Annotated in this window: 23 protein-coding genes; 7 read left to right on the forward strand and 16 right to left on the reverse strand. The window is 66.2% G+C overall.

Features of this window, described 5'->3' with window-relative positions; genetic code table 11:
- Positions 1 to 221: 221 nt before the first annotated feature.
- Both NY08_RS07270 and ilvD read left to right on the forward strand, forming a co-directional pair.
- Entirely contained in the window at positions 222 to 770 is a 549-nt protein-coding gene (locus tag NY08_RS07270; RefSeq protein ID WP_200893178.1) for a PH domain-containing protein, read from the forward strand.
- Between the two features lie 60 nt (positions 771 to 830).
- Positions 831 to 2,672 carry a dihydroxy-acid dehydratase gene (ilvD, locus tag NY08_RS07275; RefSeq protein WP_045195643.1) on the forward strand — a complete coding sequence of 614 codons (1,842 nt, stop codon included), beginning with the start codon at positions 831 to 833 and terminating at the stop codon, positions 2,670 to 2,672.
- Positions 2,673 to 2,747: 75 nt separating this feature from the next.
- On the opposite strand, the gene NY08_RS07280 is transcribed toward ilvD, so the two are convergent.
- On the reverse strand, positions 2,748 to 3,737 hold the full coding sequence (locus tag NY08_RS07280; protein ID WP_045195645.1) for a DoxX family protein: 990 nt from the start codon (positions 3,735 to 3,737) through the stop codon (positions 2,748 to 2,750).
- Between the two features lie 93 nt (positions 3,738 to 3,830).
- Between NY08_RS07280 and NY08_RS07285 the strand changes: the two genes are divergently transcribed.
- Entirely contained in the window at positions 3,831 to 4,982 is a 1,152-nt protein-coding gene (locus NY08_RS07285; RefSeq protein ID WP_045195647.1) for a PQQ-dependent sugar dehydrogenase, read from the forward strand.
- A 60-nt stretch (positions 4,983 to 5,042) separates the two neighbouring features.
- Here the strand turns inward: NY08_RS07285 and gatB are convergent, their stop codons facing one another.
- From gatB to NY08_RS07300, 3 genes are all read right to left on the reverse strand, one after another.
- Entirely contained in the window at positions 5,043 to 6,554 is a 1,512-nt protein-coding gene (gene gatB, locus NY08_RS07290; protein WP_045195649.1) for an Asp-tRNA(Asn)/Glu-tRNA(Gln) amidotransferase subunit GatB, read from the reverse strand.
- Between the two features lie 140 nt (positions 6,555 to 6,694).
- The gene (gene istB, locus NY08_RS07295) at positions 6,695 to 7,546 is read right to left on the reverse strand and encodes an IS21-like element helper ATPase IstB (RefSeq protein ID WP_045194497.1); all 852 of its coding nucleotides are present in this window, start codon (positions 7,544 to 7,546) and stop codon (positions 6,695 to 6,697) included.
- Positions 7,543 to 8,934 carry a Mu transposase domain-containing protein gene (locus tag NY08_RS07300; RefSeq protein ID WP_045194499.1) on the reverse strand — a complete coding sequence of 464 codons (1,392 nt, stop codon included), beginning with the start codon at positions 8,932 to 8,934 and terminating at the stop codon, positions 7,543 to 7,545. The genes istB and NY08_RS07300 overlap by 4 nt, the downstream gene beginning before the upstream one ends.
- A gap of 226 nt (positions 8,935 to 9,160) precedes the next feature.
- Here NY08_RS07300 and NY08_RS07305 point away from each other — a divergent pair, with 226 nt between their 5' ends.
- Positions 9,161 to 9,625: an acyl-CoA thioesterase gene (locus tag NY08_RS07305; RefSeq protein ID WP_235387216.1), complete on the forward strand. Its 465-nt coding sequence runs from the start codon at positions 9,161 to 9,163 to the stop codon at positions 9,623 to 9,625.
- Between the two features lie 19 nt (positions 9,626 to 9,644).
- On the opposite strand, the gene NY08_RS07310 is transcribed toward NY08_RS07305, so the two are convergent.
- From NY08_RS07310 to NY08_RS07320, 3 genes are all read right to left on the reverse strand, one after another.
- Positions 9,645 to 10,676, reverse strand: coding sequence for an ATP-dependent 6-phosphofructokinase (locus NY08_RS07310; RefSeq protein ID WP_032397750.1), 1,032 nt, complete (start codon positions 10,674 to 10,676; stop codon positions 9,645 to 9,647).
- 101 nt (positions 10,677 to 10,777) lie between these two features.
- A complete protein-coding gene (locus NY08_RS07315) occupies positions 10,778 to 11,440 on the reverse strand; it encodes a response regulator (RefSeq protein WP_032397749.1) in 663 nt (220 codons plus the stop codon).
- A gap of 10 nt (positions 11,441 to 11,450) precedes the next feature.
- Entirely contained in the window at positions 11,451 to 12,638 is a 1,188-nt protein-coding gene (locus tag NY08_RS07320) for a sensor histidine kinase (protein ID WP_082073713.1), read from the reverse strand.
- Positions 12,639 to 12,855: 217 nt separating this feature from the next.
- Here NY08_RS07320 and NY08_RS07325 point away from each other — a divergent pair, with 217 nt between their 5' ends.
- The gene (locus NY08_RS07325) at positions 12,856 to 13,512 is read left to right on the forward strand and encodes a hypothetical protein (RefSeq protein WP_144407321.1); all 657 of its coding nucleotides are present in this window, start codon (positions 12,856 to 12,858) and stop codon (positions 13,510 to 13,512) included.
- Complete coding sequence (locus NY08_RS07330; protein ID WP_052683721.1) at positions 13,509 to 14,900, forward strand: alpha/beta-hydrolase family protein; 1,392 nt, start codon at positions 13,509 to 13,511, stop codon at positions 14,898 to 14,900. Before NY08_RS07325 ends, NY08_RS07330 begins: the two co-directional genes overlap by 4 nt.
- A 17-nt stretch (positions 14,901 to 14,917) precedes the next feature.
- On the opposite strand, the gene NY08_RS07335 is transcribed toward NY08_RS07330, so the two are convergent.
- From NY08_RS07335 to gatC, 3 genes are read right to left on the reverse strand one after another with little or no spacing between them, the layout of a single operon-like run.
- On the reverse strand, positions 14,918 to 16,000 hold the full coding sequence (locus NY08_RS07335; RefSeq protein ID WP_052683722.1) for an alpha/beta hydrolase: 1,083 nt from the start codon (positions 15,998 to 16,000) through the stop codon (positions 14,918 to 14,920).
- Between the two features lie 6 nt (positions 16,001 to 16,006).
- Positions 16,007 to 17,479 carry an Asp-tRNA(Asn)/Glu-tRNA(Gln) amidotransferase subunit GatA gene (gene gatA / locus NY08_RS07340; RefSeq protein WP_032397746.1) on the reverse strand — a complete coding sequence of 491 codons (1,473 nt, stop codon included), beginning with the start codon at positions 17,477 to 17,479 and terminating at the stop codon, positions 16,007 to 16,009.
- On the reverse strand, positions 17,476 to 17,775 hold the full coding sequence (gene gatC, locus NY08_RS07345; RefSeq protein WP_032397745.1) for an Asp-tRNA(Asn)/Glu-tRNA(Gln) amidotransferase subunit GatC: 300 nt from the start codon (positions 17,773 to 17,775) through the stop codon (positions 17,476 to 17,478). Before gatC ends, gatA begins: the two co-directional genes overlap by 4 nt.
- A 340-nt stretch (positions 17,776 to 18,115) precedes the next feature.
- On the opposite strand from gatC, the gene NY08_RS07350 reads away from it, so the two are divergent.
- The gene (locus NY08_RS07350) at positions 18,116 to 18,766 is read left to right on the forward strand and encodes an amino acid-binding protein (RefSeq protein WP_045195653.1); all 651 of its coding nucleotides are present in this window, start codon (positions 18,116 to 18,118) and stop codon (positions 18,764 to 18,766) included.
- A 44-nt stretch (positions 18,767 to 18,810) separates the two neighbouring features.
- On the opposite strand, the gene ligA is transcribed toward NY08_RS07350, so the two are convergent.
- The 6 genes from ligA to NY08_RS07380 form a co-directional block, all read right to left on the reverse strand.
- On the reverse strand, positions 18,811 to 20,961 hold the full coding sequence (gene ligA / locus NY08_RS07355; RefSeq protein WP_045195655.1) for an NAD-dependent DNA ligase LigA: 2,151 nt from the start codon (positions 20,959 to 20,961) through the stop codon (positions 18,811 to 18,813).
- 55 nt (positions 20,962 to 21,016) lie between these two features.
- On the reverse strand, positions 21,017 to 21,199 hold the full coding sequence (locus tag NY08_RS07360; RefSeq protein ID WP_045199919.1) for a hypothetical protein: 183 nt from the start codon (positions 21,197 to 21,199) through the stop codon (positions 21,017 to 21,019).
- Between the two features lie 65 nt (positions 21,200 to 21,264).
- The gene (locus NY08_RS07365; RefSeq protein ID WP_052050278.1) at positions 21,265 to 22,452 is read right to left on the reverse strand and encodes a GGDEF domain-containing protein; all 1,188 of its coding nucleotides are present in this window, start codon (positions 22,450 to 22,452) and stop codon (positions 21,265 to 21,267) included.
- A gap of 132 nt (positions 22,453 to 22,584) precedes the next feature.
- A complete protein-coding gene (locus tag NY08_RS07370; protein WP_045195657.1) occupies positions 22,585 to 23,604 on the reverse strand; it encodes a methionine synthase in 1,020 nt (339 codons plus the stop codon).
- Entirely contained in the window at positions 23,601 to 24,689 is a 1,089-nt protein-coding gene (gene mnmA / locus NY08_RS07375) for a tRNA 2-thiouridine(34) synthase MnmA (protein WP_045195659.1), read from the reverse strand. The genes NY08_RS07370 and mnmA overlap by 4 nt, the downstream gene beginning before the upstream one ends.
- Entirely contained in the window at positions 24,689 to 25,927 is a 1,239-nt protein-coding gene (locus NY08_RS07380; protein WP_045195660.1) for a cysteine desulfurase family protein, read from the reverse strand. Before NY08_RS07380 ends, mnmA begins: the two co-directional genes overlap by 1 nt.
- Between the last annotated feature and the right edge of the window lie 56 nt (positions 25,928 to 25,983).

Genomic DNA, 25,983 nt, shown 5'->3' on the forward strand with positions numbered 1-25,983 from the left:
TCTCTGGGCAAGAAAAAACCCCCGTCAGCGTGAGCTGTACGAGGGTGGCGCGTCGATGCGAGTTTGAACAACCGGCTCAGGCGTTGACGCGCCGGCCGATTACGAGTATCCAATTCCGCTTCACGCGCTCGACGGTAGGCGCGCGCACAGGGAAGAGTCAAACTCGTCACGACGCAATCCCATTATGTGAGATCGCGTAGATGCAATGCGAAGATGAATGGGTGTCGTCTTCGCAGCAGTCCGAACCACCTCGGCCATCATCCCACACCGCACCCGAGTCACCGAACGGTGCCGAGGGACCGCAACCACCGACAGCGCAGGTCATTCGAGTCCCGCGCCTCGCGCTCCTCGGCGTCGGCCTGTTGCTCTTCGGCACCGGACTGACCGCCGCCAGCTGGCCCCTGGCCATGGGCTGGCTGCTCATCCTGCCCATCGTCGCCGGCATCTGGGTGTTTCGGGTGCGCACGGTCGTCTCTCCCGAGGCGATCACGGCTCGACGGTTCGTGGGTTCGGATGTGATCACGTGGGACTCGGTGGCGGGTCTGCACTTCCCGGACCGTCGATGGGCGCGTGTGGTCCTGACCGACAAGAGCGAGAAGTCCCTACCGCTGGTGCGATTCGACCTACTCCCCCAGCTCGCCGCGGCCAGCGGCGGTCGTATCACCGACCCCTACGCCGCGGCCGCCGCTGCTGCCGCCGCGGAGGATCGGGACCGTGAGGAAGCCGACGACACCGAGGGCGACGGCGAACAGGCACCGAAGGACCGGTAGTCGGCGGCGAGTAATCTCCTCGGTGCGAGAAACCGCTGCAACGAACGAGGACAACGCACTATGCCGCCGCTACGCTCACGGGTCACCACTGTCGGACGCAACGCCGCGGGCGCACGCTCGCTGTGGCGCGCCACCGGAATGACCGATTCGGACTTCGGAAAACCCATCGTCGCCATCGCGAACTCGTACACCCAGTTCGTCCCCGGCCACGTGCATCTGAAGAACGTGGGCGAGATCGTGGCCGACGCCGTACGGGCTGCAGGCGGCGTACCCCGGGAGTTCCACACCATCGCCGTCGACGACGGAATCGCCATGGGTCACGGCGGCATGTTGTACTCGCTGCCCAGCCGCGAGATCATCGCCGACTCCGTCGAGTACATGGCCAACGCCCACACGGCCGACGCGCTGGTGTGCATCTCGAACTGCGACAAGATCACTCCCGGCATGCTCAATGCCGCGATGCGCCTGAACATCCCTGCCGTCTTCGTCTCCGGTGGACCGATGGAGGCAGGCAAGGCCGTGGTCGTCGACGGCGTCGCGCAGGCACCGACCGACCTGATCACCGCGATCTCCGCCAGCGCCAACGACGCCGTGTCCGAGGCGGGCCTCGACGAGGTCGAGCGCAGCGCGTGCCCCACGTGCGGGTCGTGCTCGGGCATGTTCACGGCCAACTCGATGAACTGCCTCACCGAGGCGCTCGGTCTCGCCTTGCCCGGGAACGGCTCCACGCTGGCCACTCACGCGGCCCGCCGCGCGCTGTTCACGCGTGCAGGCACCACCATCGTCGAGGCAGCGCTGAAGTACTACCGCGACGAGGACGAATCGGTCCTCCCCCGCAACATCGCCACTCCGGCCGCGTTCCGCAACGCCATGGCTCTCGACGTCGCGATGGGCGGATCCACCAATACGGTGCTGCACACCCTCGCTGCCGCGCAGGAAGGCGAGGTCGACTTCGATCTGGACTCCATCGACGCCATCAGCCGCAAGGTCCCGTGCCTGTCGAAGGTCTCCCCCAATTCCGACTACCACATGGAGGACGTGCACCGCGCCGGCGGAATCCCGGCCCTGCTCGGCGAACTGCGACGCGCGAACCTGCTCGAAACCGATGTCTCGACCGTGCACACGAAGAGCTTCGACGAATGGCTCGACACCTGGGACATTCGATCCGGCAAGGCCTCCGCCGAGGCCGTCGAGCTGTTCCACGCCGCCCCGGGCGGTGTCCGCACCGTCGAACCGTTCTCCACCGGCAACCGCTGGTCCTCGCTCGACACGGACGCCGCAGGTGGCTGCATCCGCGATCTCGAGCATGCCTACACGGTCGAGGGTGGCCTGGTGGTACTGCGCGGCAACATCGCCGTCGACGGTGCGATCCTCAAGACCGCAGGGATCGACGAGGACCTGTTCTCCTTCCAGGGTCCGGCACTGGTCGTCGAGTCGCAGGAAGAAGCGGTCTCGGCCATCCTGCAGAAGAAGATTCGGCCCGGTGACGTGCTGGTCGTCCGCTACGAGGGCCCCAAGGGCGGCCCGGGCATGCAGGAAATGCTGCACCCGACGGCCTTCCTCAAGGGGGCCGGACTGGGCAAGGTCTGCGCACTGATCACCGACGGCCGCTTCTCCGGCGGAACTTCGGGACTGTCCATCGGACACATCTCCCCCGAGGCCGCCGCCGGCGGTGTGATCGGGCTCGTCGAGAACGGCGACCAGGTCCGAATCGACGTCGCCACCCGCACCCTCGAGATCCTCGTCGACGACGAGACCCTCGAGACGCGACGCGCGAAGATGAACGCGTCCGAGCGGCCGTGGCAGCCGGTCGATCGCCAGCGCACGGTCACCACCGCGCTACGCGCCTACGCCGCCCTGGCGACATCGGCGGACAAGGGTGCCGTTCGCTACGTCCCCTGAGGGTGAAAACCACGTGAGCGGAACTTCGTAGCAGGCTACGAAGTTCCGCTCACGTGGTCGGGTGGCTGTCAGAGGTCAGCGAACGACGGGGTTGGCACCGTTGAGGAAGATCCAGATGCACACGCCTGCGGCGATGCCGACGACGAGCGCCAGGAACGAACCGATCCGCGGCCGGGTGGCCCATCCACGTCGGCCGTCGAATGCGATGCGTCCCGGGCCGGTGAGAATGATCGCCGCTGCAGCGAAGCCGAGGACCGTCTCGTACTCGACACCGCCGCTGCCCGAGAACTGCAATCCGGGCTCGACGGCCTGCTTGAAGCACCAGGCGTTGATGATCGTGGCCAGCACGGCCGCGCCCGCCAGTGGTGTCGCCAGACCCAGGATCAGCAGCGCTCCACCGAGGGTTTCGCCAGCCGCGGCCGCGATCGCGAGAATTTCCGGGTAGCGGAATCCCGAGCTCTCCAGCAGGTTCTGAAATCCGTCGAGGCCGGGGCCGTTCCACAGTCCGACGAGCTTCTGCAGTCCGTGACCGAGAAACACCGCTCCGATGGTGACACGGAGGACGAACAGACCGAGGTCGGTGCTGCCGCGGCGTGCGGGAACCTCGACGGTCTCGGTACGAACTTCGGGCTCCGGGGCAACGGCCGCCGCGGGCGCTGCCGCTGCGGGCGCTGCCGCTGCGGTGGTCCCGAGGTACTCGGTGGAGCGATCGGAGTACGCACTCGACGTCGTGCTCTCGGAGGTCGACGGGCGATCGGACGTCGAATCGGCGAAGGCCGACGGTCGATATGTCTGCATCTTCTCCGTGGGCTGTGCATCTGCCGAGCGTGCGTCGGACGACGACGAGTACGGAAAGTCGAGTTCGTCGTCGGTTCGCGGCAGTCGGTCCGAGCGCTGGGCACCGAACGCCGTGGTCGGCGGACCCGCGGCGTCGGTGCGGTCGGACGCCGACGTCTCCGAGGTGGAGCGCGAGGGTGGAATCTTCTCCGTGGGATTGTCGTACGGGCTCTCGGCCGGTTCGTACGACTGATCCGGCCGGTTGGGGTCGCGCGGTGTATCGGTCACCTCCCCACAGTAGAGCCGAAGTGCGCTCCTCACCGACGTCGACGCTCACGGCCGCGTGGCGTGTCTCCCTCCACGTTCCGTAACGTTCGAAGCATGAAGCCGGTCGGAGCGTCGCCACGAACTGCAACCGCTGCCGTCGTCGCCCTGTCGATGACCGCAGCCCTGCTCGCCGGGTGCGCCCGTTTCGACGACTCGAACGCCTCTCCGTTCACTCCTGCGCCGGAGGTGGGCGCGGCCGAGCTGGAGCCGACGACTCCCAGCGACACGCCGCCGCCGTCCGATCCGAACGCTCCGCCGCCGCCGCCGTCCGGTCCGTGTGTCGACCCGGATTCGGCGGTGATCGCGACATGTCTGGACACCACGGGCGGTCTCGTCGCGCTCCCCGACGGACAGTCGGCACTGGTCGCCGAGCGTCGCACCGGTCGCATCATGGAGGTCGCTGCCGGCCGCACGCCGGTCGAGGTGGCTCGAATCGATGTCGACGGCACCGGCGACGGCGGCCTGCTCGACATCGCACTGTCTCCGACGTACATCGAGGACGGGTTGCTCTACGCCCTCATCACCACATCCGCGGACACCAGAGTGGTCAGACTCGCTCAGGGCGATGTACCCAAGGACATCCTGACCGGCATCCCCCGCGGCGCGACGGGCAATCGCGGAGCCATCGACTTCTACACACCGAACGAACTACTGGTCCTCACCGGCGACAACGGCGATCCGGCCGCGGCCGCGAGTCCGAACTCCCTGTCCGGCAAGCTGTTACGGGTGACGTCGCTGTCCCCGACGACAAACCCCCCACGCCCGCAGATCGCACTCAGCGGCATCGGCACGGCGGGCGACGTCTGCACCGACGGCACCGGAAACATCTACGTCACCGACCGCACCGCGCTGGAGGATCGCCTGCAGCGCATCGACACTCTCGGTGCAGTGTTCAACCCGGTGTGGACGTGGCCGGACCGTCCCGGTGTTGCCGGATGCGCAGCGGGCGCAGGTGGGGTGGCCGTGGCCCTCACGACGGCCAAAGCTGTTGCAGCACTGACCACGGACCCGAACACCGGAGCTGTCTCGGCCGAACCGACACTGCTGATCCAGGACGAATACGGCCAGTTGAACGGCGCGACGAGCTCGGCCGATGGACAGATCCTGGTGGGCACCGTCAACAAGAACGGGCCGACCGTCGGACCCACCGACGACCGCGTCGTCAAGGTGCCGTTCCCCGGCGGCGGCGGAGGCGGCTTCGACTGAACGACGAACGACTGCGGCCGAGCGCGATACGCGCTCGGCCGCAGTCGTTCTCGGTCGTGATCAGGGCTGACCGCAGGCCTCGAGTACCAGCTCCTTGACGCGGGCGGCATCGGCCTGGCCGCGCGTCGCCTTCATCACCGCACCGACGATCGCCCCGGCGGCCTGAACCTTGCCGCTGCGGATCTTCTCGACCACACCGGGATTCGCTGCGAGCGCCTCGTCCACGGCGGCCTGCAACTTGGTGTCGTCCTTCTCCAGTATGAGATTGCGCGCCGCCATGACCTGCGCAGGCTCACCCTCGCCCGCCAGCACCCCGTCCACCACCTGACGGGCACCGTTGTTGTTGAGCTTGCCGTCGGCGACCAGCGCAGCCACCTCGGCAACCTGAGCCGGGGTGATGGACAGATCGGTCAGTCCGACGCCGGCGATGTTGGCCTGCTGCGCCAGGTACGACACCCACCACGAGCGTGCCGCCTGCGCCGACGCACCCGCCTCGACCGTCGCCGAAACGAGCTCGAGTGCACCGGAATTCACCAGATCGCGCATCTCCTCGTCGGAGACACCCCACTCCTTCTGAATCCGACCACGGCGCAACCACGGCAGCTCGGGCAGCGTCGTCCGAAGCTCCTCGATCCAGGCCGCGTCGGGAGCGACGGGCGCAAGATCGGGCTCGGGGAAGTAGCGGTAGTCCTCGGCGGTCTCCTTCTTGCGGCCTGCGGTGGTGGTGCCGTCCGACTCCTGGAAGTGCCGAGTCTCCTGCGTCACCTCCCCACCCGATTCGAGAACTGCCGCCTGACGCCGCATCTCGTACCGAACGGCAACCTCGACGCTCTTGAGCGAGTTGACGTTCTTCGTCTCGGTGCGGGTGCCGAATTCGGTAGCCGTCTTCTCCATCAGAGACACATTGGCGTCGCAACGCAACGAGCCCTGATCCATCCGCACATCGGACACGTTCAGCGACTTCAACAGGTCACGGAGCGCGGTCACGTACGCACGTGCGACCTCGGGCGCACGCGCACCGGTCCCTGTGATGGTCTTGGTCACGATCTCCACCAAAGGCACACCGGCACGGTTGTAATCGAGCAGCGAGTGCGACGCCCCCTCGATGCGCCCGGTAGCCCCGCCCACGTGCGTCGACTTACCGGTGTCCTCCTCCATGTGCGCGCGCTCGATCTCCACACGAAACGTGCTGCCGTCGTCGAGCAGCACATCGAGGTAACCCTCGGTCGCGATGGGCTCGTCGTACTGCGAGATCTGATAGTTCTTCGGCTGATCCGGGTAGAAGTAGTTCTTGCGAGCGAACCGCCCCCACGGGGTGATCGAGCAATTGAGAGCCAGCCCGATCCGAATCGCCGACTCCACGGCAGCAGCGTTCACCACCGGAAGCGCGCCGGGAAGGCTCAGGCACACCGGGCACACCTGGGTGTTCGGCTCCGCACCGAACTCGGTGGGGCAGCCGCAGAACATCTTGGTCGCCGTGCCCAACTCCACATGGACCTCCATGCCCAACACGGGGTCGAACTTGGCGAGCACATCGTCGTAATCGATCAAATCGACGGTTGCAGCAGTCATGCACGCAAGTTTATGTCCTACCCACCGCCAGCCGTTCCCGCAGGCTCCACTCCCGCCCACCCGGGTCGTTCCCGCAGGTGACGAGGCTCAGCGAAATTCCCCAACCGCGCTCACCGAAATTCCCCACTCGTGAGCGAACTTCACTGTAGTGGTTGGCGGGTTCCTGTGGTGGCTTTGCGGAGCTTCTCCGATCTGGCGTTGTGGTCTCGGAGACGGTAGGAATCACCGTCGAGGTTGAGCACGACGGATCGATGCAGAAGCCGGTCGAGCATGGCTGCTGCGACGGTGTTGTCACCGAGCACTTCACCCCACGATCCCACGCCACGGTTGGTGGTCATCACGATCGACGTCTTCATATACCGTTGCGAGACAACCTGAAACAACGCCGACGCTGCCTCGCCGGGCAACGGTAGGTAGCCGAGTTCATCAACGACGAGAAGTGTCGGTCCAGCGTAGAACCGCATCGTCGTAGCCCACCTTCCTTCGAGAGCGGCTCGATGACAGCGGGCAGCGAGATCAGCTGCGGTGGTGAAATACGTTCGATAGCCGGCATGAGCTGCGGCACGCGCCAGCCCGACCGACAGATGCGTTTTGCCGACCCCGGGCGGGCCGATGAGCAGCACATTCGTCGCTGTCTCCAAGTATCGGCAGGTCGCCAACTCCTCGATCAACTTCCTGTCGACACCAGCGGCTGCGTCGTAGTCGAAGTCCTCGAGCGATGCCGGTGTCGGCAGGCACGCGAATCGGAGTCTGCCGTTCAGTCGGCGGGCTTCGGTGGCCTCGACCTCGATCGAGAGCAACCGGTCCAACGCCGCGGTCATCGACAGTTCTTCGGCGGCTGCTTGATCGAGGACCGACGGCAGCGCTTCGGCGGCGTCGTGAAGTTTCAGGACAGCGAGATGCCCCCGCAGGCGTTGGTAAAGGCTGGCTGCAGCGGCGGTGTTCGGGGCCGGTAACCGGTCGGCGTTCGTGGCAGCTTTCTGGTCGGTCATGACAGGGTGTTCCTTCCGTGTGCGGCGCGTTCATAGATCGACAGGTCGTAGATAATCGCTCCTGCGGTATCGGATTCGGTTGCGTGACTGTCGTTTTCCGATCTGTCCGCTGCGTCGGGATATGTTGCACTGGTTGTTGTTCGGAGCTTCTCTGCAGCGGCGAGTGCGTCCGGTCCGGGCGGAATACGTTCCTTGCGGCGGTGCGGACGTCCGGTGTTCGCGCCGGCCATCGCTGCTTGCTCGAGGGCGTAGATGTGGCCGTGATCGCGGACCATCGCCCCGGTCCCATCGGCCGCCAGCCGGTGCCGGGCGATGGCGATACCCGAGGTGGTGACGATGTCGATGACGTCGGTCCCGAGAACGTGGGTGACGGTGACCTGCGCGGACGCGAGCTCGGGCGGCACTGAGTAGCGGTTGCCGCGGTAGGACACCAACGCCTGCCGGGATACGACTCGATGAGTGGACAGGATCGCGGGATACGCGGACGGCGGCATCGGATGCAGTCCTTCGGCGGTGGCGATCGTCGCTACCGAAGTTTTGCCGTCCTTCGTCGGCCGCAAGCGAGTATCGCCGCGCAGACTGCAGAACCGATCGAGGCTCGCTTGGGCTTGCTCGACGCTCAGATCGTCGGAGAGATTTCGCCACCACCGCTGCGCTGCAGTGTGATTGGACTTCTCCACTGCACCTTTGCGGTTGCCGCGCCTCGGTGGGCAGATCGCAACGGAGACACCGTAATGTTTCGCGACGCCGGTGAAGCTGGCGGTGACCCGGCCGGACTCGGGGTGGCAGACTGTGGCCATTCGGTCGAACCGCCAGACTCGGCTGATCCCGCCGAGGCCTCGGCAGATCCGGTCGAGTCCGTCGACGACATGTGGTTGGGTCATGTTCGGTGCGAGGACGCCGCGCCATTTGCCCGAACACGCCAGAGTTCCGACGAACAGGTGGGCCATCGATCCCCAGCCCCACGAGGCGGGTGGGTTGGGTAGATCGACCCAATCCCATTGTGTCTCTTCCCCTGGCGGGTGTTCGATGACCGCGTTGGGTCTTTCGGTGGCCGTCAGGCACGCTTGGCAGATCGGCCGGAGTTTGAGTTCGCGGATCTTGCGGTGCAGCGTTTGATACGACATCAGATAGCCGAGGTCCTCGAGTTCGTCGCAGAGCGTGCGGACCCACAGGTGTGGGTCGTCGATCAGACGTGCAGTGACGTAGGCGAGGAACACCTCGAATGGGTCCGGTGCGCTGCGTTTACGCACCCCGGGAGTGGTGGTGCCGTTCAGGTACGACCTGATGGTCTTGCGGTCGCGGCCGGTGTGACGCGCGATGTCCGCGATCTTCCAGCCTCGTTTGTGCAAGGCGTTGATTTCCACATCTTCCTCCTGTGTAAGCATGAGGAGCGGGTCTCCTTCGGATAGCTGGTGCGTGGTCAGAGACCATCAGCTTCGTTGGAGACCCGCCCTCGTTGGCGGTGCCACACGGGTGGGGAATTTCGATGAGCGCTAGTGGGGAATTTCGATGAGCGCCGTCACAGGCTCCACTCCCGCCTACAACGCGCGAGTAACAACGAGTCCTGGTTACCGTGCACGGGTGACTCCCCCAGAGCGACAGACACTGTCCATGACCGTGCTGATGACACCCGACATGGCCAACTTCTCCGGCAATGTCCACGGCGGCACGATTCTGAAGTTCCTGGACCAAGTTGCGTACGCCTGCGCCAGTCGCTACGCGGGGGCCTACGTCGTCACCCTGTCGGTCGATCGCGTCGTGTTTCGCGAACCCATCCACGTCGGAGAACTGGTCACGTTCTCTGCATCGGTCAACTACACCGGCCGCACCTCCATGGAGGTCGGCATCAGAGTGGAGACCGAGAACATCCAGTGCGGTGAATTACGCCACACCAACAGCTGCTACTTCACCATGGTGGCGATCGGCGACGACGGCAAGCCGAAGACACTGCCCCAGTTGACGCCGACCACCGAGGTCGGTGCCCAGCGTTTCGAGGCGGCGCGACGACGGCGCGAACTACGCCGCGAGACCAAGGAACGTGAGGCCGAGATCCAGGAAGCCTCAGGACGTATCTGACGGCCGACGCCCCGCCCGATCAGCCGAAGAACGCGGCGGCGTCGTCGTATCGGGTCTGGGGTACCCGCTTGAGTTGCTTGGTGGCCTCGGCCAGAGACACCAGGCCGATCTCGGTTCCGCGCAACGAGACCATCTTGCCGAAGTCGCCCGAATGGGCCGCATCGGTCGCATTCACACCGAATCGTGTTGCGAGAACGCGATCGTACGGCGTCGGTGTTCCACCGCGTTGGACGTGGCCGAGCACCGTGGTCCGTACTTCCTTGTTGATGCGGCGTTCGATCTCGACACCGAGTTGGTGGGCGACTCCGGTGAATCGAACGTGGCCGAACTCGTCGATACCGCCGTCGAGAAGCTTCATCGAGCCCTCCATCGGCTTGGCACCCTCGGCGACGACACAGATGAAATGCGAGTCTCCGCGCTGAAAACGCTTGCGCACCAACGTGCATACCTCTTCGACGTCGAACGGCTGCTCGGGGATCAGCGTCATGTGCGAACCGGACGCCAGGCCGGCGTGCAGAGCGATCCACCCCGCGTGCCGACCCATCACCTCGACCAGCATCACGCGCTGGTGGGATTCGGCGGTGCTGTGCAGACGGTCGATCGCATCGGTGGCGATCGTCAGCGCCGTGTCGAAGCCGAATGTGACGTCTGTGCAGTCGATGTCGTTGTCGATCGTCTTGGGCACGCCGACCACGGGCACACCCTCCTCCGACAACCACGCGGCAGCGGTCAGGGTCCCTTCGCCGCCGATCGGGATCAACACGTCGATGCCGTTGTCCTCGAGAGTCTGCTTGACCCGATCGAGTCCGGCGCGCAACACATCCGGATTGGTGCGCGCGGTGCCGAGCATCGTGCCGCCCTTGGTGAGCAACCGGTCGTTACGGTCGTCGTTGCGCAGTTGCACCCGACGGTCTTCGAGAAGCCCGCGCCATCCGTCCTGGAAACCGACGACAGTGGAGCCGTACCGCGCGTCGGCGGTGCGTACGACTGCGCGGATCACCGCATTGAGCCCCGGGCAATCGCCGCCTCCGGTCAGAACTCCGATGCGCATCGATTTTCGCCTCTCTGCTCGCGGGTCCGTGAAGCGGACCCGGTGACGGACGTCAGCCTAATCGGGCGTTGGATGCTGCGCGCGTCGGTACCGTCCGGTTCTCACTTCGGCGTGACGACGCCGGTCTCGTAGGCCAGGACGACCGCCTGAGCGCGATCGCGCAGTCCGAGCTTCGCGAGGACCTTGCCGACGTGCGTTTTCACGGTCTGCTCGGCCAGGAACAGCGAACCCGCTATCTCGGAGTTGGACATACCGGTGGCGATCAGTTCGAGAACCTCGCGTTCCCGCGGAGTCAGATCGCTCAGACGCGCGGACGTGTGCCGCCGAGCTCCCCGCCGGGAGGTGACGTCGGCGATGAGCCGTCTCGTCACCGACGGTGCCAACAACGCCTCGCCTGCGGCGACGACCCGAACACCCCTGATCAACTCCTCGGCCGGAGCATCCTTGAGCAGAAAGCCACTCGCGCCGAGCGCCAGGGCCTCGTAGACGTAGTCGTCGATGTCGAACGTCGTCAGCATCAGAATGCGCACCGGCGACGGAAGTGACGCAGAGAGAATGGCGCGAGCGGCATCGAGACCGTTCATCTCGGGCATCCGAACGTCCATCAGCACCACGTCGGGCAACAACCGGGCGACCTCGCCGACCGCGGTCCTGCCGTTGTCGGCGTCTCCGACGACCGAGATGTCGGCCTGCGCACCGAGAAGGGCACCGAACCCCTGCCGCACCATTGCCTGGTCGTCGGCGATGAACACCGTTGTAGCCACGCGCAACAGCCTAGGCGAGATCGTGCCGAACAACCGGTGCCGCCGAGATCGGCATGCCGTTCGGAACGTGCACCGCGACCTCGAATCCTCCGTCGGGCAGATAGGTGGCGTGCAGCGTGCCGTGCGCCGCGCGCGCACGATCGCGCATACCTGTTATCCCGTGCCCACCGGTATCGGCTCCAGCAGTGCGTCGGACACTCGTGCTCGGCGACGCAGTGTTGGTCACGGTCATGACGACCGTACTCGGCCCGACCGTGATGTCGACGGTCACCGCGGCCCCGGGGGCGTGCCGGGCAGCGTTGGACAGCGACTCCTGCAGAACTCGGTACAGCGCCAACCCTGTTGTGTCGGAGATCGATTCGATCCGGCCGGTGACAGTCCACCGCACGTCCATACCGGCCTTGCGGCTCGCGTGCAGGGTACGTTCGAGGTCGAGTGCATTCGGTGCCGGTGCGTCCTGCCACTGCGCTCCGTCACTGCGCAGCACCCCCAGCATTCCCCGGATCTCGTTGAGCGCTTCCCGGGCGGTGACGGCGATCGACTCGAATTCCTTTGCTGCGGAATCGGATACATCATCGAGTCGATACTGCGCGCTCTGCGCCTGGACGACGACCATCGACATGTGGTGCGCAACGACATCGTGCAGATCGCGGGCGATCTTGGCTTTCTCCTCGAGAACGGTGCGTCGGGTGCGCTCGAGCTCACTGACTTCCTCTTGCTGCGCGAGCTGCCTACGGGAGAGAACGAGCCAGCGGATCAACAGTCCGAACACCACGATCGCGGTCAGACCCACCGACCAGCCGACGCCGTCCGCGCCCGGCATGTAGGCGAAGAACACCAGCATGCTGGCCGGCCAAGCGACGAGCAGCACCGATATCGGCGAGCGAACCGCGACGGCGAACAACAACGCCAGAAGAACGAGTATGTGCACCACCTGCCACGGGTAGTCGTAGCCGGGTACACGGTCGAACGCTACCGGTATCACCAGAGCGAACAGAGCCGAGACGGCCCATCCCAGTGCAGGATTGACGCGGATCAACGCGAAAGGAAACGCGGCGAGTGCGCCGACGATGGGCAGTAGCGGACCCGAGACCTGATGAGTGACCGGCAGAGTCGGCCATGCAATCGAATACAGCGTTGCAGTGATCGCAACGATCAGCACGTCGATCGCGCGGAATCCACCGAGTCGGGTCGGCACTCGACGCCGAATCGCTCCGAGTTCGGCGTCGCCTGATCTGTTCCTTCGCACGCACCGAGCCTAGGGACTGTGAGCCGACGAGGTCGTCATACCTGAGTATCAGTTCTGTGCAGTATCCAGGTATCGGATCGCCCCTGGGGAACACCTATGCACGTACGGCAGAACGAGACTTCGGTGCGATGTCCGATGAATACGCCGCTCCCTAGCGTCGAAAGCCATGAACAGGAACACTTCTCGCGTCGTCTTGTGCGCGGCGGCGGCGATCGCAGCGGTGACGGCAACGACCGGCGCGGCATCGACACCGCCTGCTGCCGAATCGACTTCGCCTGTCGCGGTCTCGGTACACGCACTGGTCACCGAGTCGGCCGACGTCGCCGCCCTGACCATCCCCGACGACTTCGGACCGGTGATGGGATACCGGCCTCGGGTGCAGGACGACATGGCAGAGAACCCACACGGCGATTGCTCGTCGCCCGTTCCGCTTCCGTCCGAGTTCGATTCCGCATGCAGGGCCCACGACCTGGGCTACGACCTGATTCGGTACGCCGCTGCCACAGGAACGACAGTGGATCCGCAGTGGCGCAGATCGTTCGATGCCCAGTTGGAGGGGCGTATGCACGCCGCCTGCACGGACCGGGCCGACGACGGGCCCCGTCAGGTCTGCGACGCCGCCGCATCGGTGGCTGCCACGGCCGTCGACCTCAACTCCTGGCGACAGTCCTTCGGCGCACCGGTGGCCGAGCCGGCATTGCCCTTCGTGTTCGGCGGCGCGGGGATCGTTCCGATTGCACTGTGGGGCATCGCTACCGGCCGACATGCGCGCCGACGCCTGCTGACCACCGAGCCGGTGTCCCGGACGATCCAGCCCGCATGATCGCGCCGATCGTCGCAGGCACCGGAGTTGCCGGTTCGGCTCACCCGACTGCCCCGGCCGAGACGGGTGTCCGATTCCCCCGAATCGGCACCTCGGTGGCCCTCACCGTTGCAGTGATGGTGTCCTCGGCTCCCTCGTTGCTCCCACGGCCGGCCGTCACCCAGGCCCTGTTCACCGGCACAGTGATGGCGACGGCACTCGCGGCCGCATGGTCGGCCCGGCGCGTGTTCGGTTCGCGCACGCCCGCTCGGCGGCGCCTGCAGGCCTGGTCGGCGGGTGTCGGGGCAGGGATATCCACCTGCTCTTTTGCAGCGAATATTCTCTGGCAGAACCGATTACGGATCGCTATGGACGTCGGGACGGTGGACTGGCGGTACGCAGCGGAGGTGGCGGCAGGGGCGATCTGTGTTGCGGTGGTTCTCTGCGGACTCGGCCGTGCGGCTGTCGGAATCGGCGGCGCACTCGGCCGTGGTCGATCGGTGATTGCGGTTGCCATCGTCGGTCTTGCGTCGTTCGTTGCCGCGCCTTCGGTCGGGTCGGCCGTATCGGACTCGTTCTCGGCCTCGAACTCCGTTGTGGACGACGCAGAGCCCGCTCCGAGCTCGAACACGAGATCAGGAGCTCCGGCCTCGCTCGTCCCGTGGCGCACGCTCGGCGCAGAGGGCCGGAAGTTCGTCTCCGGCGGTCTCGCTCCCGGCACCGTGCGCGCCTACGCGGGTCTGGATTCGGCCCCGACGCTCGATCGCAGGGTGGCGTTGGCCGTCGCGGACCTGGATCGAGCCGGGGGTTTCCAGCGCAGCGTCGTGGTCGTCGCGATACCGACCGGATCGGGGTGGGTGGACGAGAACGCCGTCACCGGTGCCGAGAGCAGATTCGGTGGTGACGTCGCCACAGTGGCGGTGCAGTACTCGAGCGCGCCCAGTTGGGCGACATTCCTGTTCGCCGAGGACGACGCGCGTAGTTCCGCGGACGCGGTGGTTCGCGCTGTGGCGACGCGCGCGGCATCGGAACCGACACCGCCCGACATCATCGTGTACGGCCAGAGTCTGGGCGCGGTGGCGGGAAGCGACGTGTTCCTCTCGATCGGACGGAGCGATCCGGGAATCTGCGGTGCCGTATGGGCGGGTCCGCCCGCCGGGGCCGTGAACACCGACGGCGCAACGGTGGTGGCCAATTCCTCGGACCCCGTCGTCCGGTGGTCGACCGACCTGCTGTGGTCACCGCCGAACACGTCGAGCACCCGACCCGACGCGCCCACACCGATGTGGCTGCCCGGCGTGAGCTTCCTCCAGACGTCCGTCGATCTTGCGGCCGCACTCGACGTCGGAGCCGGTCACGGCCATCGGTACGGAACCGACCAGGGTACGAGCATGCAACGGTGTCGGTGACGACCACGCCGGGCGATTCAGTCGACAAGCCCCAATCGCCCACCGAGCCAGTCCATTTCCTGCTCCAGCGCGGGAGCCCACACCTGCATCGAGTGCCCGCCGGGCAGCTCGCTGTAGTGCACCTCGAGACCCGCAGCCTCTGCAGCCTTGAAGGTTCGCTCGGTCTGTGGCCGAAATTCCTCGTCGTCGGCACCTACCACGAACGCACCGGCCGAATCGGGAAATCTGGTGCGCGAGAGTATGTTCAGCGGCGTCGATCGCTCGAAACGCGCCTCGTTCGCCGGGGTGTCCGTGCCGTATGCCGCCGCAACGGATTCGCTTCTCGTCCCGCGCCGTTGCTCGTCCTCGCCGGAGATGTCGAGAAAGGTGGGGTACACCGTCGGTGCAGTCACCGCCAGCTGCAGCGCGCACGTTCCGCCGTAGGAATAACCGCCCACCGCCCACGCCCTCGGATCCGAGGACACCCGGAAGTTCGACCGAACCCACTGCGGCACATCGACGGACAGGTACGTCGCGGCATTCCCGAGGTCCGAATCCATGCACATCGGATTCGCCTCGGTGTCGCCGAGGCCGTCGGCCACCACGACGATCGGGGCCGCGCCGTCGTGACGTGCCGCGAATGCGTCCATCGTCTGGGCCAGCCGACCACCCTCGATCCAGTCGACGACATGGCCGGGTTGGCCGGTGAGCAGCACCAGCACCGGTAGGTCGCTCGCTCCTGCGTCGTACGACGCCGGAACGTAGACGGTCGCGGGTCGCGCGTCGAAGTGCGACACCGTGCCGGGCACGTCCATATCGATCAACCTGCCGGTGCCCTCGATCGGGACGGCCGGTCGGTGGCCGAGCGCCACGGCCACCGTCGGGTACCGAGTGACGGTCAGATTGGTGAGCACCGTCGCCGCCACCACAAGCGATCCCACGAGACCCAGAGCACTCAGCGGGCCGAACACCGTTCCCAGCGTTCGGCCTCGCCGTGTCCTTCGGACGACCGCGAACACGAGGACGGTCGTCAGGACCGCCGTCGCAGTGAGTGCGACCGCGGGCACTGCACCGGACAGCAGTGGCTGATGAGCCAGATCGGCAGCCCACCGATGCAGCACCTCGAACTACCTCAGATCGCCGCGGGCGGCCTCGTATGCGGCACCGACACGGTAGAGCCGCTCGTCCGCGAACGCCGGAGCCATGATCTGCAGACCGACGGGCAGTCCGTCCTCGGAAGCAAGACCCGACGGCACCGACATCGCGCAGTGACCCGCGAGGTTCGTGGGCAGGGTGCACAGGTCGTTGAGATACATCGCCATCGGATCGTCGACCTTGTCCCCCAACGGAAATGCCGTGGTCGGGGTAGTCGGCGACACCAGCACGTCGACCTTCTCGTACGCGGCGTCGAAGTCACGGGCGATCAGGGTGCGCACCTTCAGGGCAGAGCCGTAGTAGGCGTCGTAGTATCCCGCGGAGAGGGCATAGGTCCCGATCATGATGCGACGCTTGACTTCCGGTCCGAACCCCTGTGCGCGCGTGGTGGCCATGACCTGCTCGGCGCTGTGCTTGCCGTCGTCACCCGCCCGCAACCCGTACCGCATGCCGTCGAACCGAGCCAGGTTGGACGACACCTCCGACGGAAGAATCAGGTAGTAGGCGGCCAGTGCGTGCACGAAGTTGGGGCACGACACCTCGACCACCTCGGCACCGAGTTCGGTCAGTGTCGCCACCGCGGCGTCGAAGGACGAGATCACACCGGGCTGGTACTTGTCCGAGTGCAATTCCTTGACGACACCGACACGTACTCCCGTCAGGTCACCGCGAGCACCCTCTCGTGCCGCCTCGACCACCGGTCGAACTGCAGTCTCCACCGACGTGGAGTCGCGCGAGTCGTAGCCGGCGATGACCTCGTGCAGCAACGCGGTATCGAGCACGGTTCGACCGCACGGGCCACCCTGATCGAGAGAGGAGGCACAGGCGATCAGTCCGTAGCGCGAGACGCTGCCGTAGGTCGGCTTGGTTCCCACGGTGCCGGTGAGCGCCGCCGGCTGGCGGATCGATCCTCCGGTGTCGGTGCCGATGGCCAGCGGGGCCTGGTACGACGCGAGCGCCGCAGCACTGCCGCCGCCCGAGCCACCGGGGATGCGGGTGGTGTCCCAGGGGTTCTTGGTCGGTCCGTAGGCCGAGTTCTCGGTGGACGAACCCATCGCGAACTCGTCCATGTTGGTCTTGCCCAGCACCGGAATGCCCGCGGCCCGCAGCTTCGTGGTGAGCGTCGCGTCGTACGGCGACATCCACCCGTCGAGAATTTTCGATCCGGCCGTCGTCGGCATGTCGGTCGTGGTGAACACGTCCTTGAGGGCCAGCGGCACGCCTGCCAGAGCCGAGGCAGGTGCGTGTCCGGCGGACAATCCCGCATCGACGTCGGTCGCCGCTGCGAGTGCCTCGGATCCTGCGACGTGCAGAAAAGCGTGCAGGTCACCATCGACCTCGGAGATCCGGTCGAGATGCGCCTGAGTCACCTCGACTGCGCTGACCTCACGCGCATGGATACGGGTGGCGAGCTCGGACGCGTCGAGCTTCGTCAGGTCGGTCATTCGCTCTCTCCCAGAATCTGCGGCACCGCGAAACGGCCCTCCTCGGCGTTCGGTGCGCCGGACAGTGCCTGTTCCGGCGTCAGGCCTGGAACGATCACGTCGGGACGCGTCACGTTCACGATGTCGCTGGGGTTGGCGGTCGGTGGGACGTCGTCGGTTGCCACCTCCGCCACCGTCTTGACGTGATGAAGAATCGAATCCAACTGGCCGGCGAACTCGTCGAGTTCGGCGTCGCTGAGAGCCAAGCGCGACAGCCGGGCGAGGTGAGCGACCTCGTCGCGGGAGATGTCTGGCACCGCGTAGACCCCTTTCGGACATAGGAGCGGAGCCTGCAGAAGCGGCCCCGTATTCGTGCAGAGCGAACCTCGTGGGTTCGCGAACGCGGTCCAGCCTAGTGCGCAGCATTACGCGGACTTCACTCACGCCTCGTGGCCGCGTGGAGTGTCGGAATTGTCACGGCCCGCGTTGCGCGACGTACCCGACGGGTCGAAGATGCAAGGATTGCTCGCGCCGGGGTGCACAGTGTTCCCAGGAGCGGAGCCTGCCGAACGACCCAAGAGCGGCACGCTACTCGCCAGCAACGACCGATGACGCTGGGGTGGCCGAAATACGCCAGAAGTCGAAAGGGAGCGTGACATGTCCTACCTGCTCCGCGTCCAACTGCCGGACCGGCCGGGCAGCCTCGGATCGTTGGCCGTCGCGCTCGGTTCGGTCGGGGCGGACATCCTCTCCCTCGACGTCATCGAACGCGGTGACGGTTACGCAGTCGACGATCTTGTGGTCGACGTCGCTCCTGGTTCGCTTCCCGACACGCTCATCACTGCTGCCGAGAACCTGACCGACGTTCGGGTCGATTCCATCCGCCCGTACACCGGCGTCCTCGATACGCACCGAGAACTGGAATTGATCGATCGGGTCGCGGCGGCGTCCGACGACCGACTTCAGGTGCTCGTCGACGGAGCCCCCCGCGTTCTGCGGGTGGGGTGGAGCACAGTCGTTGCCACCAACGCACACGGCCCGTTCCGTCTGGTGGGCAGCTCGGGGGCTCCCGAGACGCACGCCGCCGAGCTGCCCTGGTTCCCACTGCACGCCCCTGCCGCTCTGGACTCGGACGCCGACTGGGTGCCCCAGGTCTGGCGGGACATGGACACCAAGATCGCCGCGGCTCCCCTCGGTACCACCGGCACCGTACTGATGTTGGGCAGGCCTGGGGGCCCGGAGTTCAGGCCCTCGGAGATCGCCCGACTCGGGTATCTCGCCGGTATCGTCGCGACGGTTCTGAACTGACGCGTCCGAACTGACGCGTCCGAACCGACGCGTCCCCGGCCCGATCAGTCCGAGGATTCGGGTTCTGCGTCGGTCGGAGCCACGGCATCGGGGCCCTCGGTCAGAAGCAGGGTGAATCCCGCTTCGTCGAGCACCGGCACGCCGAGCTCGATCGCCTTGTCGTGCTTCGACCCAGGAGCGTCACCGACCACCACGAACGCCGTCTTCTTCGATACCGAACCTGCAGCCTTGCCACCGCGCAGCAGAATCGCTTCCTTCGCCTCGTCACGCGAGTACGACGTGAGCGACCCGGTGACCACGATCGACAGTCCCTCGAGATTGCGTTCGATGGACGCGTCCCGCTCGTCTTCCATGCGCACGCCCGCGGCCTGCCACTTGTCGACGATGGCGCGGTGCCAGTCGACCTCGAACCACTCGGAGACTGCGGCTGCGATGGTGCCGCCCACCCCGTCGACCGCCGAGAGTTCCTCGACCGACGCTGCCCGGATTCGGTCGAGGCTGCCGAACTCCCCTGCCAATGCGCGCGCTGCCGAGGGACCGACGTGCCGGATGGACAGACTGACCAGCACCCGCCACAGCGGCTGGTTCCGTGCGGTGGCCAGGTTGTCGAGCAACTTTCGACCGGTGGCGGACAGCGCCCCGGACTTGGTGCGGAAGATCGCCGTCTTCATCAGATCGTCCTCGGTGAGCGAGAACAGGTCACCTTCGTCCTCGATGGCCCCGGTGGCCAACAGGTCGGATGCGGCCTCGTAGCCGAGTCCCTCGATGTCGAATCGCTGCCGCTCGGCCACGAAGAACACCCGCTCGCGGCGTTGCGCCGGACAGAACTGCGAGTTGGGGCAGCGCAGGTCGGCGTCACCCTCCTTCGCCGGGGCCAGAGGCGTCGAGCACTCCGGGCACTCGGTGGGCATGACGAACTCGGTCTCGGCACCGGTCCTGGCGTCGACGACGGGGCCGAGAACCTCCGGAATGACCTCTCCCGCTTTGCGAATGGTCACCGTGTCGCCGATCAGAACGCCTTTGCGCTTGACCTCCGACCCGTTGTGCAGCGTCGCCAGCGACACCGTCGAGCCGGCCACGAGCACCGGCGTCATGTAGGCGAACGGCGTCACTCTGCCCGTGCGGCCGACGCTGACCCGGATGTCGAGCAGCGTCGTGGTGACCTCCTCGGGTGGGTACTTGTACGCGATCGCCCACCGCGGCGCGCGAGACGTCGTCCCCAGTCGACGATGCAGCGACATGTCGTCGATCTTGACGACCAGGCCGTCGATCTCGTGTTCGACGTCGTGTCGGTGCTGGTCCCAGTAGACGACCTTCTCGATGACGGCGTCGACGCCCTTCACTCGGGTCGTGTGGGTGGAAATGGGCAGACCCCAGGCGCGGAGAGCCTCGTAGGCGTGCCATTGCGACTCGGGCGTGAAACCCACCATGCGACCGAAGCCGTGGCAGATCATTCCCAGACGCCGCTTGGAGGTGACCGCCGGATTCTTCTGTCGCAGCGACCCTGCCGCCGAATTTCGTGGATTCGCGAACGGGGGCTTGCCCTCCGCCACCAGTGCGGCGTTGAGCGCCTGGAAGTCCTCCAGCCGGAAGAAGACCTCGCCGCGTACTTCCAACAACTCCGGGACGGGGTACTGCTCGCTACCGGTCAGGGTGTCCGGGATGTCGTCGATCGTGCGCGCGTTGAGCGTCACGTCCTCTCCGGTACGTCCGTCACCTCGGGTGGCACCGCGCACGAGCGTGCCGTTCTCGTACACCAGATTCAATGCGACGCCGTCGATCTTGACCTCGCACAGATACTCCAGATCCGGCCCTGCTTCGGTCTCGACCCGTTTGGCCCAGGCTCGTAGCTCGTCGTGATCGAACACGTTGTCCAAGCTCAACATTCGTTCCAGGTGGTCCACGGCGGTGAATTCCGTGGCGAAGCCGCCCCCGACGAGTTGGGTCGGTGAATCCGCCGTGCGCAGATCCGGATGCGCCTCTTCCAGCTCGTTCAGCTCGCGCAGCAGGGCATCGAACTCGCCGTCGGACACGATCGGCGAATCTCGGACGTAATAGCGAAACTGGTGCCCGCGAACTTCCTCGGCCAGCGTCTGCCATCGCTCGCGATCGGCAGAGGACGCAGCATCGAGTTCAACACCGACCGTCCCTGCGCTGTCGTCGGTTCCTGCGGGTGATTCGGTCGGCTCGGGCACGTATCGAAGATTATCCGACCCCACCGACAGTGCCCCATCGGCCGACACCGTGCGGCTAGCGACCCATGAGTCCCAGCAGCAATGTCGCGGCGACGATCGCCACCGCGCAGATTCCGGCGGTCAGAGCGAAGCCGGTCACGAAGGAGTCCGCGTAGATGCCGCCGAGCATGGACGCCATCACCGACAACAGCACTCCGGCGGGTAGTCCACGTCGCTGGGCATCCGATAGCCGATACATCGCACGATCATCGCAGAGGTCGCACCCGAGCACGGCGGCGCATCGACGCACGTCGGTTCGAGGCCTCAGATCTCTTCGACGACCAAACTGTTTCCACCGGACTGTTTGGACCGGTACATCGCCGCATCCGCCGTACGGGCTGCTCTGCCGACGACGGACGTACCGACGTCCCACAGAGCCGAGTCCTCGCGCAGCAACGCCATTCCCACACTGACGGTGACGGGGATGTCGTCGCGGCGGTCCCAGAGAACCCGAACGATGTCGAAGCCGAGATCGACCATCCCCCTCGCATCACCGACCATGGCGACGAGGAACTCTTCGCCACCGGTTCGAGCGAGCACTCCCCCCTGATGCCGGACCACGCGGCGCAGCCGATCGGCGACCCGCACGATCACTTCGTCGCCGCGGCTGTGCCCGAATCGGTCGTTGACGGCCTTGAACTTGTCGATGTCGACAACCAGGAAAGCCATGGACATGCCGCGCTTACCGGCCTCGTGCCACAGGTCCAGCAGTTCACTGTCGATGCCGCGCCGGTTGTACACCCCGGTCAGGGGATCGAGAACCGACCGCTTGGCGTCGTTGGACAGCGTCGTCCAGGCCACCTGAGCGAACACCGGTACTCCCACCGTCGCCAGGAGCAGAACCACCGTCGCCGTCACCACCGCGGGCCCGTCGATGTAGTCCACCTCGTCGCTCGTCACCGACAGGAAGGTGCGGATACCGAAACCGACGATGAACGTTGCGGTCCACACCAGATGCGCCACCAGCAGTCGCGGACTGAGGAAGTAGGTGCAGAACGCTCCTGTGACGGCGAACAACACCGTTCCGATCAGGGACGCGACAGGCGCGTACAGAATCAACACCGAGGTCGTGAGAATGTCCCCGAAGGCCAGGAACGCGACGAAGAACTTCTTTCCCGGGATCGGGCCGAGCACGCACCGGGCGGCGACGAACACCTGAGTGACCAGAACGAAGAGGACCCAGCCGATGGCCGTCGGTCCCTGCGGCCCGAGATCGCTGAACAGCATCAAGATCGAGGTGACGGCGTACATCAGCGTGGCGGTGCCGAACACCACGCGGATGATCCCGGTCAGCGGACGGGTCGATCTGTGATTGATGATCCACTCGAAATCGTGCGGCGCTCGGTACCAGTCGGAGGTGGCCGCGGCCAGTTTCGCCACGAGTCCTCGACGGTGCCTGCCGGAACGCCGGAGGGAGGCGACCTCGTCGAAGTCGCGACCACCTGATGCCATTTCCGAACTCCCGCGTGTTCAACAGACCCCCGACGGCCATGTGAATAGTGTCACACCTGTTCGGCGTCCTAACAGCAGTGGGTTCGATCGGCCCGAAGTCGACAGCGTTTCACTCCGAGCGGCTGTGTGATCTCACAACGAATCGGGGGAATCCGCGAACGCGGCAGCCACGTCGCGGGCGAGTCCTGTTGCGCGACGGGCCCACTCCGGTGTACTTCCGGCCAATCCACATGCAGGCGTCACGGAGATATGGGAGGCGAGAATCGATCTGTCGAATCCGAGTCGGTCGATCAACGTGACGCCCGGCTCGGCCAGTTCGCGCCAATGCGGTGGCCGCTCCGGCGTTTCGGACGGAATCAACCCGAGCATCAGTGTCTTGCCGGATTGCAGCAGCTCGCCGACTCCGTCGAAATCGCTGCGGCGCAGCGCAGTCGCGTCGACGGCGACTGCGACCGCGCGCGAACGGCGAAGCAGATCGAACGGAACGTCGCCGGCACAACAGTGGACGGCAACGGGACGATCGATCGTCTCGATCAACGAATCGAGCAGGTCGAGAACATCCGGTTCCGGGACTGCCCGCACAGAATCGAGCCCGGTGATGCCCGTCAGGCTGCCGGCCAGAACGGCTGCGAGACTGGGTTCGTCGAGCTGAACGAGGACGTCGACTCCGAGCCGACGCGTCACTTCCGCGCAGTGCAGGCGCAGTCCCTCGCCGAGGGATTCGGCGAAATGCCGCAGCGCACCGCGATCGGTCAGGGCCCGATGCCCGTGCCGAAGTTCGACCTGCGCCGCCATCGTGAACGGACCGGCCGCCTGGACCTTGATGGTGCGGCCGCTGCCGCGAAGCCCCGACACCTCCCACAGTTCCTCGAGCACGTCGAGGTCCTCGGCCAGGAAATCGGTCGCCCGCCGGCCCGCGAGCATCGGGCGTGGCACGACGCGATAACCGGAGGTGCGCACGTCGAGCTCGACGTCGACCATGATGGCTCCGGTGCGTCCGATCATGTCCGCACCGAGGCCGCGAGCCGGAAGTTCGACGACGTGTGGGAGCTCGGTGAACTCCCCGACGACGACCGCGGCGGCCTCACGGATGTCGGTGCCCGGCCACGAACCGATGCCGGTCGCCAGTCCAGCGAAGACGCCCGGGGTCACTCGCGCTCGGATCGAGTACCCGAGATGGTCGAGCTGCCGATGACGATGTCGCCGTGAATGTCCTTGCGGTACAGCACCGCAGCCTGGCCCTTGGCCACACCGGTCAGTGGAGCCCGCAGTTGGATCTCCATGCCGTCACCCGCTGCCTCGGCGACCGCATCGGTCAGTCCGCCGTGCGCACGGACCTGGACGACGCACTCGATGGGGCCGGTCGGGGCGGAACCTTCGGTCCATACCGCGCGATCTCCACTGATCGCCCAGACGTCGAGCTTCTGTGCCGAGCCGACCATGACGGTGCCACTGTCGGGTTCGATCGACGTCACGTAGCGGGGACGGCCGTCCGCGGCCGGGCCTTCCACACCGAGGCCCTTGCGTTGCCCGATGGTGAACCCGTGCACGCCTTCGTGATCGGCCAGTTCGGCTCCGGTCTCGGAGTCGACGACCTTGCCCGGGCGTACGCCGATCCGCGCGCCGAGGAATGCGCGAGTGTCGCCCGACGGGATGAAGCAGATGTCGTGACTGTCCGGCTTGTCGGCGACGGCCAACCCACGCTCGGCAGCCTCCTCGCGAATCTCGGACTTCGGGGTGTCCCCGATGGGGAACATCGCCCGCGAGAGCTGGGCCCGGTTCAGCACAGCCAACACGTACGACTGATCCTTGTCCGCGTCCACGGCTCGTCGCAGCACTCCATCGTGCAGTTGCGCGTAGTGCCCGGTCGCCACGGCATCGAAGCCCAGTGCGAGAGCGCGGTCGGCCAGAGCGGAGAACTTGATCTTCTCGTTGCAGCGCAGGCACGGATTCGGGGTCTCACCTGCGGCATAGGACGCGACGAAATCGTCGATGACGTCCTCTTTGAAGCGATCCGCGAAATCCCATACGTAGAAAGGGATTCCGAGTACGTCGGCAGCTCGACGAGCGTCACCGGCGTCTTCCTTGGAGCAACAACCACGCGAACCGGTGCGCAGAGCGCCGGGAGCGGTCGACAGAGCCAGGTGCACACCGACGACGTCGTGGCCCTCGTCCACGGCACGGGCCGCGGCAACGGCCGAGTCGACTCCCCCGCTCATAGCAGCCAGAACACGCATCAGCGATTTCCTCCTCGAGCTCCGACGCCGGCCAATCCGGCGGCACGAGCGCGTTCGACGACCTGCGGCAGAGCCGCAAGCACAGTGGTGACGTCCGATTCGGACGAGCCGGTTCCCAACGAGAACCGCAGTGATCCGCGGGCGACGGCCGGATCGCACCCGAGCGCGATCAGAACATGACTGGCGCTGGCCACGCCGGCAGTGCACGCCGAGCCCGTCGAGCATTCTATGCCTGCCGCATCGAGCAACATCAACAGCGAATCACCCTCGCACCCGGGAAAGGTGAAGTGCACGTTCCCGACCAGCCGATCGTCGCCTTCCGGCCCGTTGAGGACGGCGTCGGGAACGGCGTCTCTGATCCCGACGATCAACCGGTCGCGCAGTGCTCTCAGTTCGGCGCGATGCCGCGCCGAGTTCTCGACGGTCGTACGCAGCGCAGCCGCCATGGCCACGACGCCCGCAGTGTCCGGAGTGCCCGATCGAACGTCTCGCTCGTGCCCCCCGCCGTGGAAGAGCGGAACGCACGGGACCTGGCGGCCGAGCAGAAGTGCACCGACCCCCTGGGGTCCACCGAACTTGTGTGCCGCGATGCTGAGCGCGGACAGACCGCTCTCGGCGAAGCCGACGGGCAGATGCGGCACCGCCTGGACCGCGTCACTGTGCATCGGAACTCCGTATTCGGCGGCCACGGCCGCGAGCTCGGCGACCGGCATGACGGTTCCGATCTCGTTGTTGGCCCACATCACGGTCACGAGCGCAGTCTCGTCGGCATGCAGGGCCAGCTCGGCGCGCAGCGCGTCCGGAGTGACTCGCCCCTCTGTATCGACCGGGAGCCAGGTGACGCTCGCACCTTCGTGTGCGACGAGCCACTCCACCGCGTCGAGCACCGCGTGATGCTCCACCGAACTGGCGATGATCCTGGTCAGTGCGGGGTCCGAATCGCGCCGGGCCGCGAAGATGCCCTTGACGGCGAGGTTGTCGCTCTCGGTACCACCGGAGGTGAAGATCACCTCGGACGGGCGCGCGCCCAGGTCCGCAGCGATCGACTCGCGCGATTCCTCCACTCGGCGCCGAGCGGACCGCCCGGAGGTGTGCAGCGAGGACGCGTTGCCCACCGTGGCGAACACGGCGGTCATCGCCTCGATCGCGCTCGGCAGCATCGGGGTCGTCGCTGCGTGATCGAGGTACACCGGTGGCCGCGGCGGGACGGAAGCAGTCGTACTGCGCACTGAAGGCATAACAGGCTAGACGATACCCGCTGCCGTGACCGCGGACCTACCTGCGCGAGGTGGGT

It is taken from the genome of Rhodococcus sp. B7740, from assembly GCF_000954115.1.
GTDB lineage: Bacteria > Actinomycetota > Actinomycetes > Mycobacteriales > Mycobacteriaceae > Rhodococcoides.

What these genes read in the sequence shown, in the direction of transcription:
- NY08_RS07380 (WP_045195660.1), bottom strand. Translation starts at nt 25,927, where the DNA reads ATGCCTTCAGTGCGCAGTACGACTGCTTCCGTCCCGCCGCGGCCACCG.
- NY08_RS07330 (WP_052683721.1), top strand. Translation starts at nt 13,509, where the DNA reads ATGATCGCGCCGATCGTCGCAGGCACCGGAGTTGCCGGTTCGGCTCAC.
- NY08_RS07300 (WP_045194499.1), bottom strand. Translation starts at nt 8,934, where the DNA reads ATGCTTACACAGGAGGAAGATGTGGAAATCAACGCCTTGCACAAACGA.
- istB (WP_045194497.1), bottom strand. Translation starts at nt 7,546, where the DNA reads ATGACCGACCAGAAAGCTGCCACGAACGCCGACCGGTTACCGGCCCCG.
- NY08_RS07365 (WP_052050278.1), bottom strand. Translation starts at nt 22,452, where the DNA reads ATGGCATCAGGTGGTCGCGACTTCGACGAGGTCGCCTCCCTCCGGCGT.
- mnmA (WP_045195659.1), bottom strand. Translation starts at nt 24,689, where the DNA reads ATGCGTGTTCTGGCTGCTATGAGCGGGGGAGTCGACTCGGCCGTTGCC.
- NY08_RS07325 (WP_144407321.1), top strand. Translation starts at nt 12,856, where the DNA reads ATGAACAGGAACACTTCTCGCGTCGTCTTGTGCGCGGCGGCGGCGATC.
- gatB (WP_045195649.1), bottom strand. Translation starts at nt 6,554, where the DNA reads ATGACTGCTGCAACCGTCGATTTGATCGATTACGACGATGTGCTCGCC.
- NY08_RS07285 (WP_045195647.1), top strand. Translation starts at nt 3,831, where the DNA reads ATGAAGCCGGTCGGAGCGTCGCCACGAACTGCAACCGCTGCCGTCGTC.
- gatA (WP_032397746.1), bottom strand. Translation starts at nt 17,479, where the DNA reads ATGACCGACCTGACGAAGCTCGACGCGTCCGAGCTCGCCACCCGTATC.
- NY08_RS07360 (WP_045199919.1), bottom strand. Translation starts at nt 21,199, where the DNA reads ATGTATCGGCTATCGGATGCCCAGCGACGTGGACTACCCGCCGGAGTG.
- ilvD (WP_045195643.1), top strand. Translation starts at nt 831, where the DNA reads ATGCCGCCGCTACGCTCACGGGTCACCACTGTCGGACGCAACGCCGCG.
- NY08_RS07350 (WP_045195653.1), top strand. Translation starts at nt 18,116, where the DNA reads ATGTCCTACCTGCTCCGCGTCCAACTGCCGGACCGGCCGGGCAGCCTC.
- NY08_RS07305 (WP_235387216.1), top strand. Translation starts at nt 9,161, where the DNA reads ATGACCGTGCTGATGACACCCGACATGGCCAACTTCTCCGGCAATGTC.
- NY08_RS07310 (WP_032397750.1), bottom strand. Translation starts at nt 10,676, where the DNA reads ATGCGCATCGGAGTTCTGACCGGAGGCGGCGATTGCCCGGGGCTCAAT.